The sequence below is a fragment of the Humibacillus sp. DSM 29435 genome, assembly GCF_001758225.1.
Taxonomy (GTDB): domain Bacteria; phylum Actinomycetota; class Actinomycetes; order Actinomycetales; family Dermatophilaceae; genus DSM-29435.
Genome location: NZ_MAST01000014.1, coordinates 85,920 through 98,986, shown reverse-complemented (window position 1 = coordinate 98,986; position 13,067 = coordinate 85,920). Strand labels below are relative to the sequence as shown.

The following is a 13,067-nucleotide window of genomic DNA, read 5'->3' as shown; positions in this document are numbered from 1 at the left end:
CTAAACCGAAGCCTGCGCAGGCACCGGTCCTACCGTCAATGAAACAAGTAGCCGCGGGGAGTACGGGCAGATAGACGACGCACACGATGTCGCCTCGCCGAATGGCGCCACCGAGATGAGTGACGAGCAGGTTCTGCGCCGGTACCTGTGCATCCACTACCCCCACAAGGTGTCACCGGTCGCCAAGGGGGCGCTCACCGCTCCACGCATTGTCGAGGCCCTGACGAGCGTCATCGGCCCGAACGTCAAGGCCATGCAGTCGATGCTGTTCATCAAGTCCGAGGGCAGGCCCGGGCAGGCCTGGCACCAAGACGAATGCTTCATCCCCACTCGCGATCGGTCGCTGACGGCAGTCTGGATCGCCCTCGACGACGCCACCGTCGAGAACGGCTGTCTCTGGGTGCTGCCCGGTTCTCACCAGCGCGGCGTCATCTACCCCGCCCGGCCACAGCAGGACCCTCGGTTCGACTGCACCACCGAGGCCTACGACTTTCCTTACCGTGACGACGACGCCGTGCCGGTGCAGGTGCCGGCCGGCACCGCCGTCGTCTTCAACGGCTACCTCCTGCACCGGTCGCTGAGCAACTCCGGCGGGCGCGGCTATCGTCGGGCCCTGGCCAACCACTACATGAGCGCCGAGTCCCTGCTGCCCTGGAGGCTGCCCGCTGACGGCGAACAGATGGCGGTCGCCGACTACCGCGACATCGTCATCGTCGCGGGCGTTGACCCCTACGCCTACAAGGGCATCGCCGACATCGCCCGGCCCCACTCAAGACCAGACCAAGAGGGGGGCTGTGACCGCTGACCACCGGCTCCGGCCACCGGGCCGGTGGGAGAGTGGGGTGATGAGGGTCATCGGAGCCGGCTGGGGGCGAACGGGCACGACATCGGCCGCCGCGGCCCTGGACGTACTCGGGTTCGGTCCGTGCGTCCAGATGCAGACGATGTGGGAAAAGCCCGCACTGGCCGAGGCCTGGGCGGCTCACTACCGGGGCGAGCCGGCCGACTGGCCCGACCTCCTCGGCCCGTTCGGCGCCACAGTCGACTGGCCCGGTTGCTGGGAGTGGCAGACCTTCGCCCGACTCTGGCCCGACGCCAAGGTTCTCCTGACCCTTCGTGACGGGCCCTCGTGGTACGAGAGTGTGCTGGGTTCGATCCACGCTTAGACCGCACCCGGTCTGGAGGTCGGCCCGCCTGCTGTCGCCGCGCTTCTCGACCGGCTGTGGGACGCACACTTCGGCGGTTGGTCCAGGGTGTTCGACCGTGACCACACCCTCGCTCGCTACGAGGCCCACGTCGCCGACGTGCGTCGAGTCTGCCCACCGGATCGACTTGTCGAGTGGCGCGTGGCTGACGGTTGGGCTCCCCTGTGCGACGCACTCGGGGTCGAGGTTCCCGACCAGCCGGTCCCCCACCTCAACAGCCGCCCCGCCTGACTCGAGCCGTCGGGCGAAGCCTCCTCAGGAGGCGGCCGCCAAGGGTTCGGGCAGGGGGAAGACACCGTCGCGCGTGGCGAGGTAAAAGCCGAGCAACGGCACGTCGTGGGCGGCGCACGAGTCGATGGCCTGCTGGTGCCACGCCCGGTCTACGTCGTTCAGCACCCCACCACGGGGCCGGCCGCGTCCGACGAGCAGCGACCCGCCGCGCTCGACGACGAGGGGGAGCACCAGGTCGAACAGCGTCGCCACCGCCTCGATGTCCCCGTCGTGCGGAACGTCGGACAGCACGATCGGCAAAACGCCACGGTCGTGCTCGTCGCACACCATGATTCCCAGGCAGCCGTCGGCTCGGGCCTCCCCGCTGATGATGAGGTCGATGACGTCGGCCGCGAGACGCCGGTCGGTGAGCGGCAGCTCTTTGATGTTGACGGGCAGGTTCTCGAAGGTCATGCACGTCATGGTGGCGCCGATAGAAGCCGCGACGTGCGAGTTATCCCCAGCCGCGTCTTCAGGCGCGAACGACGTCCTTGTCACGCCACGAGAACTGCGGTTCGTACCCCAGGACACGCCGCGCCCTGTCGATGGAGAGCAAGGTCGTGTGTTCGCCGATGTCGCCACGGCGAGGGACCCCGGGAAACACCTCGTCGAGCAGCTGGGCGTTGGGGGTCGTCATCACCGTGTCGGGTGACGCGATGATGAACCGGTCGAAGCCGGTGGCCCCGTGCATCAGCGCCTTCTCGACGGCTTGTGCCCCGTCCCGACCGTCGATGTAGCCCCACAGGTTCCACTTCCGTGCCCGAGGGTCGGAGTCGAACGGGAACTCGGCGTAGTCGCTCTGGTCCATCACGTTGGAGAAGCGCAACGCCGTGATCGCGAGGTCGGGGTGCCAGCGGCACAGCTCGATCGCCATCGTCTCCTCGAGATGCTTGACGAGGCTGTAGACCGACTCGGGGCGAGCCGGGTACTCCTCGTCGACCGGGACGTAGGGGGGCGCGGTGTCGAAGGGCAGCCCGAGCACCGTCTCGGACGACGCGTAGACGATGGTGCGAACGCCGAGCCGGATCGCGGCGTGGAACACGCTGAACGTCGTGATGATGTTGTTGCGGAAGGTCTCGATGTCGGGGACGAGCCCAGGCGCCGGGATGGCCGCCAGGTGCACGAGGGCGTCGACCACCGCGGGCTGGTCGCCGTCGCGGGCCCCACTCAGCGCGTCGACGACCTGGCCGTAGTCGGTCAGGTCGACCCGCATGAACCCGTCGCCACGGGCTCCCTCCCTGTCGAGGTTGACCACCTCGTGCCCGCTCGAGCCCAGCCTGGCGACGACGTGCCGCCCGAGCTTGCCGGTACCTCCTGTGACGGCGATGCGCACGACGATCTCCCTGCTCAGAACTGGATGCCGCGGGTGAGGGCGCCGTCAACGACGAGGTTGGTGCCGCTGACCCGGCTGGCGACCGGGCTGGCCAGGAACACGACCGGAGCAGCGACCTCCGCCGGTGTGCCCATGTGACCGGTCGGGTTGAGACCCACCGCCGTGGCGTAGAGGTCGGGGTCTCCGGTTTCGATGCTCGACCAGACCCCGCCCTCGAAGTAGGTGTTTCCCGGAGACACGGTGTTGGCCCGAATCCCCTTGTGCGCCAGCTGCATCGCCAACCCGTGGATGTAGCCGATGATGGCGGTCTTAGCGGTGCCGTACGGCCCGGACGCGAAGTCGGACTCGCGACCCGACACGCTCGAGATCGCGATGATCGACGCGGCCTCGCTCTGCTCGAGGTAGGGCATCGCCGCGTTGACCAGGCGCACGGTGTGCATCACGTCGACGTTGAGGCTCAGCTGCCAGTTCTCTTCGGACTCCGGGATCGCGAGGGCACTGACGCTGGCCACGACAACGTCGATGCCCCCACCGGCCTGCGCCGACTGTTCGACCCAGGCGGTGAGCGCCTCGGCGTCAGCGACGTCGACCACTGAGCCGGTGACGGAACCGGCCGAACCGCGCTCGCTGAGAGTCAGCTCGACGGCGGCGACCTCCTCGGCCTGGCGGGCGCAGAAGCCCACGACGGCTCCCTCGGCGAGGAAGGCCTCGACGATGGCCCGACCGATGCCACGGGTGCCGCCGGTGACCAGAACGCGCTTACCCTTGAGCTGCAGATCCATGAAAGTGCCTCTCGTGCAGTTGATGTGAGCGGATGCCGGCTGGTCGCCTCCGCTTTGCGATGGTCGGGAACGAACGCGTCAGACGGCGCCGAGGTGGTGGGCTCGGGCGCGGAGGTCGGCGTGGATGCCGTCGAACGCCGCCCCGTCGGGGAGCAGTGCCTTGGCCGCCTTGACCACGACGCTGTAGTTCGCGTCGACGACGTTGGCGATGGGGGCCTGCGTGATCTGCGACAGCAGCTGGTACGCGTCCATCGTGTGCAGGCCGTGCAGAGCGCTCACCCAGTGCACGAGCTCGGAGTTGGCGATCCGCCACGAGTCCTCCATCGGGCGGCTCGAACCGATCGCCATCACGTGGGTATCGTCTTCGATGCGAGGCCAGCCCGGGGCCTGGCCCTTGATGAGGTCGACGATGAGCGTCGTGGTCATGGCCCCCTCGACCGCCGTGCCGCAGGCCTCACCCTCGCCCTGGCGGTAGTGGCCGTCGCCGACCGAGAACATCGCCCCTTCGACGTTGACGCCCAGGTAGACGGTGGAGCCCGCGCGCATCTGCGGGGTGTCCATGTTGCCGCCGAAGCGTTCGGGCACCAGCGACGAGCGCACCTCTCCCCCGGCCGGAGCGACCCCGACAGTGCCGAGCATCGGCTCGAGGGGCAGCTCGATGCGGTGGTCGCTGTGCCTGGCCACGAAGCCGACGGTGCGGCGGTCGCGGTCGAGCTCATAGATCCAGGTGGTGTCGGGCAGCGCCTCCTGGAGCGTGACCGTGCGGTCGGTGCCCGTCATGCCACCGAAGAAGGGAATGGCCGCGGAGGCACCCCAGTCGCGAGCGGGCTCGAGAGCGACGAGGTGCAGCACGAGGGTGTCACCCGGCTCGGCCCCCTCGACGAAGAACGGCCCGGTCTGCGGGTTGACGAAGCGCAGGTCGACCTTCGCGCTCGACAGGTCGTCGACGCTGCGCAGGGCTCCCCCGAACGCGTCGTCGGACCACAGCCTCAGGGCGGTGCCGGGCTTGACGCGCATGACTGGCGCGACGCCGCCGAACGTGTAGGCGTAGTCGTTGCGGGTGGGGGTGTACTCGATGACGTCCATGCTGACTACCTTGGCGCCGTCAGCCGAGCTTCGCCACCGTCAGCAGCACCACAGACGGTTCGCTCGCCTCGAGGCGGTGCGACGCGTCGGGGATCATCAACAGGTCACCTGCCGCGCCCTGCCACTCGCTGTCGCCGGCCACCAGCCGCACTGCTCCTTGAAGCACCTGGAGCGTCGCCTCCCCCGGGTTCTCGTGCTCGTGCAGCTGTTGTCCCTCGGCCAGGGCGATGAGGGTCTGACGCAGAGTGTGAGCGGCGCCGCCGTACAACGTCTGGGCGCTTCGCCCGCTCGAGGCCTCCGCCGCGGCGCGCAGGTGCCGGGCGGCCAGTTCGGTCAGGTTCAAGCCGGGCACGTTCTCCATGGGATCTCCTCCGTAGGGCGCAGAACCCCGATCATGCCCCACCAGACAAGCGCCTGCCAGCTCTCTCAGGCCGGCGGCCCACCGGCATCCTCGATGCCCTGCGCGCGGGCGATGAGGGCGTCGCCGCGGCGCACGAGGTCGAGCCGGGCGACCCGAGTGGGCAGCACGCTCGCGTAAAGCCAGTTCGTGGCGACGCGAACGCGAGCCGAGAGGGAGGGCAGCGCCAACAGGTGGTAGCCCCGAGCGACCGCCTTGGCGACCGGCCCGGTGAGCGGCACCCCCAGTGGTCTGGCCACCGCGTCCCAACCGCCCAGGTCGGCCACCAGACCGAGGTCGCGGTGCCGGTAGGTGCGGCCGGCGCCGATCCCGAGAGAGGCGGTCACGTTCGCGGCGGCCACCGGCCCCTGCCGCTGCGCGTGCTGGGCCGTCGGCGGGGTGAACGGGCGCCTGCCGGCGCCCGCGCCCCGCCCGGCCACTGCGAGGTCAGGCACTGCCGCCGCATCGCCCAGGGCCCAGACGTGGGGCGCACCCCGAACGGCGAGGTCGGGGCCGACCTCGACTCGTCCACGCTGGGTGGGCAGTCCGAGACTCGCCATGAGCGGGCTCGGCACGACGCCGGCGCTCCACACCACGGTGTTCGTCGCGATCCGCGTGCCGTCGGTGAGGGTGACGCCCTCGTCGTCGACCTCGCTGAGACTCACCCCGAGCCGAACCTCGATCCCCCGCCGGCGGAGTCGGCCGAGGGCGCACCGAGTCGCGAGCCCAGCTCGGGCAGCACCTGGGGGGCGACGTCGACGAGCACCCAGCGCACCTGCGACGGGTCGAGGCGGCCCCAGCGGCCGGTCACCCGCGACACCCAGAACTGCAGCTGGGCCACCAGCTCGGTGCCCGTGTAGCCGGCGCCGACAGCGACGATCGTCAGACGCCTCCGGCGTTCATCGTCGTTCTCCGGGCCGTCCGGGAGCGCGTCGGCGTGATCGAGCTGGGCGATGATGTGGTCACGCAGGTAGGTGGCCTCGCGCAACGTCTTCATGCCGTGGGCATGCTCGTGCAGGCCCGGGATGTCGAACTGGCGCGTCACCGATCCCGGGGCGATGACGAGCCGGTCCCAGCGGAGGTCGACCTGACCCTCCTCAGGGCAGTCGAGTCCGATCGTGTGGGCGGCGAGGTCGAGCTGGCGAACCCGACCGACGAGCACCCGTACCCCACGGAGCGCCTGCCGGTAGGGCACGGCGATGTCGCGCGGCTCGAGCACCCCGTTCGCCACTTCGGGCAGCAACGGTGCATAGAGCAGGTAGTCGCTGGCCGTCACCAGCACGAGCTCGGCCTTGCCGCCCAGCAGTTTTTGCAGCCGGCGCATCGCGTAGAAGCCGGCGAACCCGCCGCCGATCACCATCACGGTCGGTCGATCTTGCGTTGTCGTCACGAGGAGCCCCTTCGGTGGGTTCTCGACACCGTAGGCCGAACGGACCACCCACCGATTGAGTCATCCGACTTCATCGTCTGCGTCGACGGAGCGACCCGGTCGGGTCGCCGCAGACCGAGAAACCCAGAGAACGTCGGATGCCGCTCAGCCGGCGAGTGATCGCCCGCTGAGCGGCATCCGATGTCACGAGGTGGGAAAGGTCAGGCGACGCGCTTCTGCGGCGCGGTCGCCTCGGTCTTGCCCGGGTCGCTCTCGACGATGTCACCGAGGGCGTCGTCGATCTTGGCCATCAGGTCGGCCTCGAGCTTCACGCCGGCCGCCTTCACGTTGTCGGCGACCTGCTCGGGCTTCGAGGCCCCCACGAGGGCGGCAGCGACGTTGTCGTTCTGCAGCACCCAGGCGATCGCGAGCTGCGGCATGGTCAGGCCCGCCTCGTCGGCGATGGGCTTCAGCTTCTGCACCCGGGCCAGCACGTCGTCGTTCATGAACCGCTTGATCATGTCGGCGCCGCCCTTCTCGTCGGCGGCCCGCGAGCCCTGCGGCGGCGCCTCGCCCGGAAGGTACTTGCCCGACAGCACGCCCTGGGCCATGGGGCTCCACACGATCTGGCTCACCCCGAGCTCCTTCGACGTCGGCACGACCTCGTCTTCGATGACCCGCCACAGCATCGAGTACTGCGGCTGGCTCGAGATGAGCGAGAAGCCCAGCTGCTTCGAGAGCTTGACGCCCTCGCGGATCTGCTCGGCGGTCCACTCACTCACGCCGATGTAGAGCGCCTTGCCCTGGCGCACCACGTCAGCGAAGGCCTGCATGGTCTCCTCGAGCGGTGTCTCGGTGTCGTAGCGGTGCGCCTGGTAGAGGTCGACGTAGTCGGTCTGCAGCCGCTGCAGCGACCCGTTGATCCCCTCCATGATGTGCTTGCGCGACAGCCCGGTGTCGTTCTTGCCACCCGGCCCCGTCGGCCAGTAGACCTTCGTGAAGATCTCGAGGCTCTCGCGCCGCTCGCCCTTCAGGGCGTCGCCGAGAACCGTCTCGGCCTTGCCGTTCGCGTAGACGTCGGCGGTGTCGAAGGTGCTGATGCCGGCATCGAGCGCCGCCTGTACGCACTGGGTGGCGACGTCGTTCTCGACCTGCGAGCCGTGGGTCAGCCAGTTGCCGTAGGTGATCTCAGAAATCTTGAGTCCGCTGTTGCCGAGGTATCTGAATTCCATCCCCCCACCGTAAGACCCGAGTCCGGGCGAGATCTCCCGGGGGGCGTGGGCCCGCCTCGGCGTGCGGCCTGACGGGGTCAAGTCTGGCGGTCTGCCCTCGCGGTGGGTATGACTGGGCTATGACGTCTCAGACATCGGATGCCGCCCAGCTGCCCTTGCCCGCACGGATCGCCGTGGCGCTCGAGAACGACGAACGGCTCGACCCCGCGGTCGACGCGCTGGGCCAGGTCACCGCCCCGCTCGGCGCACCGGGTTTGGGCGACGTGCTGCGTGGCGCCTGGCTGGGGCACGCGTTGCATCCGTCGCTCACCGACGTGCCGCTGGGACTCTGGACCGCCACCAGCGTGCTCGACCTCCTCGGCGGCCCGACCGCTCGCCCGGCCGCCCAGCGGCTGCTCGGGGTCGGACTGCTCAGCGTGGCCCCCACCGCAGCTTCCGGCTGGGCCGAGTGGCACCGCTCTGACCGACCTGCGCAACGGGTGGGGGTGGCCCACGCTGCTCTCAACGTGGCCGCCATCGGGCTCTACGCCGGCTCGTGGGCCGCGAGACGGGGCGACCGGTACCGGCTGGGCACCGTGCTGGCTCTCCTCGGAGCCGGCACGGCCGGCGCGGCCGGCTATCTGGGCGGTCACCTGGCTGCCGTGCGCAAGGTCTCCACGGTGCACCCGGGCCTGGCCGGGGGTTCAGGCCCACTCCCCGACGAGGCTGCCCGGGCGGGGGGAGTCAACGACCCGCTCAAGGCGGGGGCGGTGACCGCGGCCCTTCCACGATCGGCAGGCAGGCGCTCCGAGCCGCAGGCCATCACCTCCGAAGATGTGCACGAGGCCCTCGTCGCCCAGCATGCGCACCTAGGCACACTGCTGCACCACGCTCGGGTGGCGGCTGCTCCTGACCACGCTGCTGCGATGCGCGGCTTCCTCAGCCACTTCGCCGGTCATGTCGCCGTCGAGTCGGCGCTCATCCACCCGGTGGTCCCCGCGGTCGTCGGCAGCGGTCTGGGCCTGGGCAGAGCGGCGGAGGAAGCGGGCCTGGCCCAGCAGATCAAGCGGCTCGAAGACATGGACTCGGAGTCGCCCATCTATCGAACGCAGTTCGGGCTCTTCGAAGAGGCGATGACGAAGCACCTGTCGATGGAAGAAGGTCAGGAGCTACCCGAGATGGTGAACCGGCTGCGCGACGACCACGCGGCCACGATCATCAAAGCCCTTGCGGCCGTGGTCGACTCGGCGCCCACCCGGTCGGGTTCGTACGCGCACATGCTCGATGCGGCAAAGGCACAGGTACGGTCTGTGACGTAGCAGGGGCCGTCGCGCGCTGCGTCGCAGTCGTCTGGTGTCGAGTGGGCCCCGCCTATGCTCCGGCCATGACCTGGATCAGGACGATCGACCGCGAGAACGCTGAGCCTCGCCTACGCGACACCTACGACCGTATCGCCGGCCCGCACGGCAAGATCGACAACATCCTGCTGGCGCACAGCCTGCGCCCGCACACCCTGACCGGTCACCTCGCGCTGTACAAAGCGGTGCTGCACCACTCTCGCAACCGCCTGCCGGTCTCGTTCCTGGAGACCATCGGCGTGCAGGTGAGCCATCTCAACGGCTGCGCCTACTGCGTCGACCACCACTCCGCCGGGCTGCGTGAGCTACTCGGCGATGACGCACGCCACGGTGTGGTGCTTCAGGCCCTCCGCGCCGGTCGGCCCGAAGACGCCTTCGAGGGTCGAGAGCTGGCGGCGCTGCGCTACACCAGGCTACTCACCGAGGCGCCCGGCACGGTCTCGGAGAACGACATCCAGACGCTACGCGCGACTGGGCTCGACGACGGCGAGCTCCTCGAGATCAACCAGGTGGCGGCCTACTTCGCCTACGCCAACCGCACCGTGCTCGGCCTCGGCATCACGACTGACGGCGACGACCTCGGCACGGCTCCACCGGAGTCTGACGACGTCACCGAATGGCACCACGGCTGACCACCCCGTGGCCAATCTCGCTGCCATGCAAGCAGATTGAATGAATGGATCTCTTGACGTACGTATCGAACACCTGTTCAAATTCAAAGAAGGGTAGAGCAGCCGCGATGCGAGCGACGGGAGGCGCAGTCGATGGTCGAGACCTCTCGACAGCACGCCTCCCCGGTGCCCGTCGGCTCCGTTTCTGACACCTCCGCACCGGTACTGATGGTGGGCCACGATGATGCGGTGGTCGACCTCGAGCGGCTGAGCACGTTGTACCACGACCGTGACGCCGGCCGGGTGTCGTTGAGTCAGAAGCGGCTTCCCCTGTTCGAGCGAGCCCTGCGACGGCAGGTGGCCCAGCATGTGCTGACCCGCCGGCTGCCGATGCTGGTGGCCGAGCTGCTCGAGGCCGCCGCCGACGACCTGGCTCCAGCGACGGCCGCCGATGGAGCGCGAACCGTCTCCGACCTCGAAGCCGAGGCGAGCGGCGAGCTACGCCGGTTCGAGGCGGTAGAGCACTGCAAGGCCGCGCTCGATGCCGTCGCGGTGGAGTCGCTGGGGCGCCTGCACGCCGACATCGACGCCGCCGAGACCGCCCGGTTCGCCGCGTTGGGCCGAAGCACGCCCCCGGGCTGGGTCGACCCCGAGCGACTCACCGTCATGGAGGTCTGCACCGCGACGGGACTCGGGGAACGTGACATCTTCGCCCGGGTTCGGCTGGGCTCCGCCCGTGGCGCCGCGGCCACCGACCTGCGGGCTCGGCTACGAGCCGGGTCGGTCAGCCTCTACCGGGCCTGCACCATCCACACCGAAACACACGGCTTGCCCGACGAGGCGGCCGCGGGAGTAGCCGAGGCGGTGCTGCGACCGAAAGACGATGCGCCGCCGTCGGCAGCACTGTTCCGCCAGCGCCTGAACCGGTGCGTGATGGCGGCCGACCGTGAGGCGGCAGAACGGCGCCGGGCTGCTCGCAAGCGCCGTCGCGGAGTGCACGCCAGGATCGACGAAGACGGGCTTGGCACGATGACCATCACCAACGACGCCGAGAAGGTGATCGCCGCGATGGAGCGCGTGAACGCGGCCGCGCGGGCTGCCCGACAGAGCGGCGACGAGCGCGATTTCGAGACGCTGCGCGCCGAGGTGGCCACCGACCTGCTGGTGTTCGGCGGGCTGCGTCCTGTCGTGGCCGGGGCCGATGGGAACGGCTACCCCGATCCCGACCCTCGTGGTGGCCCGCGCGCCACCGAGCCCGGCTCGGTCGATGACCAGCCGAGTGGCGACCAGACGCAGGCTGACCGCTCAGGCGAGAGCCGGTCGCGTGGCCGCTCAGAAACCTGCTCCGGCGCTCGAGACCCTCGCCGTCCCGCACCGCAGGGCGCCGGCCGTATCGGCCATCCACCCGCCGCCACGGTGTGGATCGTCGTGCCCTTCACCACCGCGGTCGGGCTCACCGACGCACCGTGCGAGATCCCGGGCTACGGGTGGGTACCGGCCGATCAGGCCCGCCGGATCATGCTGGCGGCCGGCTCCACCTGGCAGCGCCTTGCCGTTGACGTCGACACCGGAGCGGCCCTGCAGCTCGAGACCACGGCCTACCGACCCACCGCTGCGATGCGCGCGCAGGTCATGGCCGTCGATGGAACGTGCCGCGGCCCGGGCTGCACCGTGCCCGCCAACCGTTGCGACCTCGACCACGACACCCCGTGGCCCGAGGGGCCGACCCACGTCAGCAACCTCACGTCCAAGGAACGCCGGCATCACAACGTCCGCACCCACGAGCACTGGCGTGCGACCCGCGACGCCGACGGCGCCGTCCATTGGCGTACGGCCGCTGCACGCGCCTACACCACTCATCCCAAAGACTGGCTCGAAGGGGTTCGCAAGCCGAGGCTGCCATCGACGGCAGTGGTCGAGTGTCCACCAGCCTCAGCAGAGCCGACTCAGGCGGCCGACGATCGGCCACCCTTCTGACCCGTCTCCAAACTTCGCCCGCCTGCCGGACGGTGCCTGCCTCTGTCGGCCGGCTATGCACACGTACCGGATACCGCCGAGACCCGCATCACTTCTGTACGCACGGTTTTCTGATCGCGTAGACCGCGTACACGCCGTCGGTTGGACAGTAGATGTCCACCTCAGCAGCAGGGTCAACTCCGGCTGCAGCAATGATCTGCAGCATCTTCTTGATCGACCGCGGCTGGATGTGCGGCCACTGAACGGTGTTGAGGGTGAACTCGAGCTGCTTGTGTGTCTCATCGAGCATGTTGCCGAAGATCAGCAGCCCGCCGGGCTTGACCAGGTCGTAGGCGTTCTTCAGAAAGACGACGGCCCCGGCCCGGCTTCGCTTTTCGTCCACCACCCCGTTGTAGGTGTAGGACTCCTGGTTCTCCGGCGGAAGGTACTCCAGGAACCCGAGCGCTTCGACGACGTCGTAGCCCACCCCTGCGCCGCTCTCGAGGTGGGGACCCGGAGCAATATCGATTCCGTTCAGACTGAGGATGTTGCCCGTCACCGTGGTGACTCGATCGGTGATCCCGTGTTGGTCGGCCAACCGCACAGCCATCCCCAGCGACTCGCGATCCAGGTCGACGAGGGTCACGCTGGAGTCGGCGGCTCGCCCGTCACGCAGCAGCTCGGCCATGGTCTCCAACACCGGCTGGGCGGCCCCGCAGGCGAGCGATGCCACGGCGATGCATCCCGACTTGTCGGCCTCGTGCAGCAGCAGCTCTCGGAGGACAGCCGCACGGCTTCGGATGCCGATGGCGTCATCGATGTTCTTGAACCATCTGATCGACTCCTCATCGAGTACGACGCCGTTGCAGAGGCGGCCCTTCTCGGGGTCATAGATGATGTCCAGCGCAACCGCTCGCGGAATGAGCTTGAACCACGCGGCGATGGTGGGCATCGCTTTTCCCAGTTCCTGGGTGGCCGGGTTGGTCATGTCGATCACGGATCTGGTTCTGGTCAGATCTTTGGACGCATCCCCGTGGTACCCCATTGCGATGAGCTGCCTGATGCGGGTATCGATCCTCGCCTTGTGTGAGTCGGCCCACCGGTCGGTGTGCTCGAAGCGGTGATAGCGCTCCGGGCACCGGTCCACCACCCCGACCGCCGTGCGAACAGCGGTTCCATCCCTCCGGGAGGACGACGTCGCGTGCTTGCCGGGCGAGACTCCACCCTCACGACGCAGATCACGCTCGGCGGGGACCGCGTAGTCCTCCAGGGCCATCAGGGTGGTCGGCTTGACCATCGGCGCTTCCTAACTGTTCGTCCAGTGCGTGGCGGTGGCGTACGGCGGGCAGATTCACGCTCGCTGTCTCTGAGGAGGCGAACGCCCGGCCCCTGATACCTGGGCGGGGCCACGTTGGGCAGCAACCACACCGTGAACGCGATCACGACGATCACGGTGAGAAGGGTCAGTGCGCTTACGGCGCTGAGTCAA

11 protein-coding genes and 2 pseudogenes are annotated in these 13,067 nt (G+C 69.0%); 5 read left to right on the top strand and 8 right to left on the bottom strand.

Annotated elements, in window-relative coordinates; all coding sequences use genetic code 11:
• Window positions 1-115 precede the first annotated feature (115 nt).
• Both BA895_RS11860 and BA895_RS24465 read left to right on the top strand, forming a co-directional pair.
• A complete protein-coding gene (locus BA895_RS11860) occupies window positions 116-805 on the top strand; it encodes a phytanoyl-CoA dioxygenase family protein (protein ID WP_083283266.1) in 690 nt (229 codons plus the stop codon).
• A gap of 40 nt (window positions 806-845) precedes the next feature.
• Window positions 846-1,436 (top strand): annotated as a pseudogene (locus tag BA895_RS24465) (sulfotransferase family protein).
• A gap of 24 nt (window positions 1,437-1,460) precedes the next feature.
• On the opposite strand, the gene BA895_RS11850 reads toward BA895_RS24465, so the two are convergent.
• From BA895_RS11850 to BA895_RS11820, 7 genes and pseudogenes are all read right to left on the bottom strand, one after another.
• Complete coding sequence (locus tag BA895_RS11850) at window positions 1,461-1,889, bottom strand: hypothetical protein (RefSeq protein WP_070192103.1); 429 nt, start codon at window positions 1,887-1,889, stop codon at window positions 1,461-1,463.
• Between the two features lie 58 nt (window positions 1,890-1,947).
• Window positions 1,948-2,808: an NAD(P)-dependent oxidoreductase gene (locus tag BA895_RS11845; protein ID WP_070192102.1), complete on the bottom strand. Its 861-nt coding sequence runs from the start codon at window positions 2,806-2,808 to the stop codon at window positions 1,948-1,950.
• 14 nt (window positions 2,809-2,822) lie between these two features.
• On the bottom strand, window positions 2,823-3,590 hold the full coding sequence (locus tag BA895_RS11840; protein ID WP_070192101.1) for an SDR family NAD(P)-dependent oxidoreductase: 768 nt from the start codon (window positions 3,588-3,590) through the stop codon (window positions 2,823-2,825).
• 78 nt (window positions 3,591-3,668) lie between these two features.
• Window positions 3,669-4,676 (bottom strand): acetamidase/formamidase family protein, encoded by a 1,008-nt coding sequence (locus BA895_RS11835; RefSeq protein WP_070192100.1) that lies wholly within the window; start codon window positions 4,674-4,676, stop codon window positions 3,669-3,671.
• Window positions 4,677-4,695: 19 nt separating this feature from the next.
• Window positions 4,696-5,037, bottom strand: a complete 342-nt coding sequence (locus BA895_RS11830; protein ID WP_070192099.1) for a cupin domain-containing protein — start codon at window positions 5,035-5,037, stop codon at window positions 4,696-4,698.
• A gap of 65 nt (window positions 5,038-5,102) precedes the next feature.
• A pseudogene (locus BA895_RS24460) lies at window positions 5,103-6,397 on the bottom strand (NAD(P)/FAD-dependent oxidoreductase).
• Window positions 6,398-6,663: 266 nt separating this feature from the next.
• Window positions 6,664-7,674 carry an aldo/keto reductase family protein gene (locus BA895_RS11820; RefSeq protein ID WP_070192098.1) on the bottom strand — a complete coding sequence of 337 codons (1,011 nt, stop codon included), beginning with the start codon at window positions 7,672-7,674 and terminating at the stop codon, window positions 6,664-6,666.
• A 119-nt stretch (window positions 7,675-7,793) separates the two neighbouring features.
• Here BA895_RS11820 and BA895_RS23940 point away from each other — a divergent pair, with 119 nt between their 5' ends.
• The 3 genes from BA895_RS23940 (at window position 7,794) to BA895_RS11805 (ending at window position 11,599) form a co-directional block, all read left to right on the top strand.
• Window positions 7,794-8,972, top strand: a complete 1,179-nt coding sequence (locus BA895_RS23940; RefSeq protein WP_070192097.1) for a DUF2231 domain-containing protein — start codon at window positions 7,794-7,796, stop codon at window positions 8,970-8,972.
• Between the two features lie 65 nt (window positions 8,973-9,037).
• A complete protein-coding gene (locus BA895_RS11810; protein ID WP_070192096.1) occupies window positions 9,038-9,643 on the top strand; it encodes a carboxymuconolactone decarboxylase family protein in 606 nt (201 codons plus the stop codon).
• 132 nt (window positions 9,644-9,775) lie between these two features.
• A complete protein-coding gene (locus tag BA895_RS11805; RefSeq protein ID WP_070192095.1) occupies window positions 9,776-11,599 on the top strand; it encodes an HNH endonuclease signature motif containing protein in 1,824 nt (607 codons plus the stop codon).
• Between the two features lie 88 nt (window positions 11,600-11,687).
• On the opposite strand, the gene BA895_RS11800 is transcribed toward BA895_RS11805, so the two are convergent.
• Entirely contained in the window at window positions 11,688-12,875 is a 1,188-nt protein-coding gene (locus BA895_RS11800; protein ID WP_070192094.1) for a cyclopropane-fatty-acyl-phospholipid synthase family protein, read from the bottom strand.
• Window positions 12,876-13,067: the final 192 nt, after the last annotated feature.

Excerpts from the sequence above, each read along its gene's own strand:
- BA895_RS11850 (WP_070192103.1), bottom strand. The coding sequence starts at position 1,889 with ATGACCTTCGAGAACCTGCCCGTCAACATCAAAGAGCTGCCGCTCACC.
- BA895_RS11860 (WP_083283266.1), top strand. The coding sequence starts at position 116 with ATGAGTGACGAGCAGGTTCTGCGCCGGTACCTGTGCATCCACTACCCC.
- BA895_RS11800 (WP_070192094.1), bottom strand. The coding sequence starts at position 12,875 with ATGGTCAAGCCGACCACCCTGATGGCCCTGGAGGACTACGCGGTCCCC.
- BA895_RS11840 (WP_070192101.1), bottom strand. The coding sequence starts at position 3,590 with ATGGATCTGCAGCTCAAGGGTAAGCGCGTTCTGGTCACCGGCGGCACC.
- BA895_RS11805 (WP_070192095.1), top strand. The coding sequence starts at position 9,776 with ATGGTCGAGACCTCTCGACAGCACGCCTCCCCGGTGCCCGTCGGCTCC.
- BA895_RS23940 (WP_070192097.1), top strand. The coding sequence starts at position 7,794 with ATGACGTCTCAGACATCGGATGCCGCCCAGCTGCCCTTGCCCGCACGG.
- BA895_RS11830 (WP_070192099.1), bottom strand. The coding sequence starts at position 5,037 with ATGGAGAACGTGCCCGGCTTGAACCTGACCGAACTGGCCGCCCGGCAC.
- BA895_RS11820 (WP_070192098.1), bottom strand. The coding sequence starts at position 7,674 with ATGGAATTCAGATACCTCGGCAACAGCGGACTCAAGATTTCTGAGATC.
- BA895_RS11810 (WP_070192096.1), top strand. The coding sequence starts at position 9,038 with ATGACCTGGATCAGGACGATCGACCGCGAGAACGCTGAGCCTCGCCTA.
- BA895_RS11835 (WP_070192100.1), bottom strand. The coding sequence starts at position 4,676 with ATGGACGTCATCGAGTACACCCCCACCCGCAACGACTACGCCTACACG.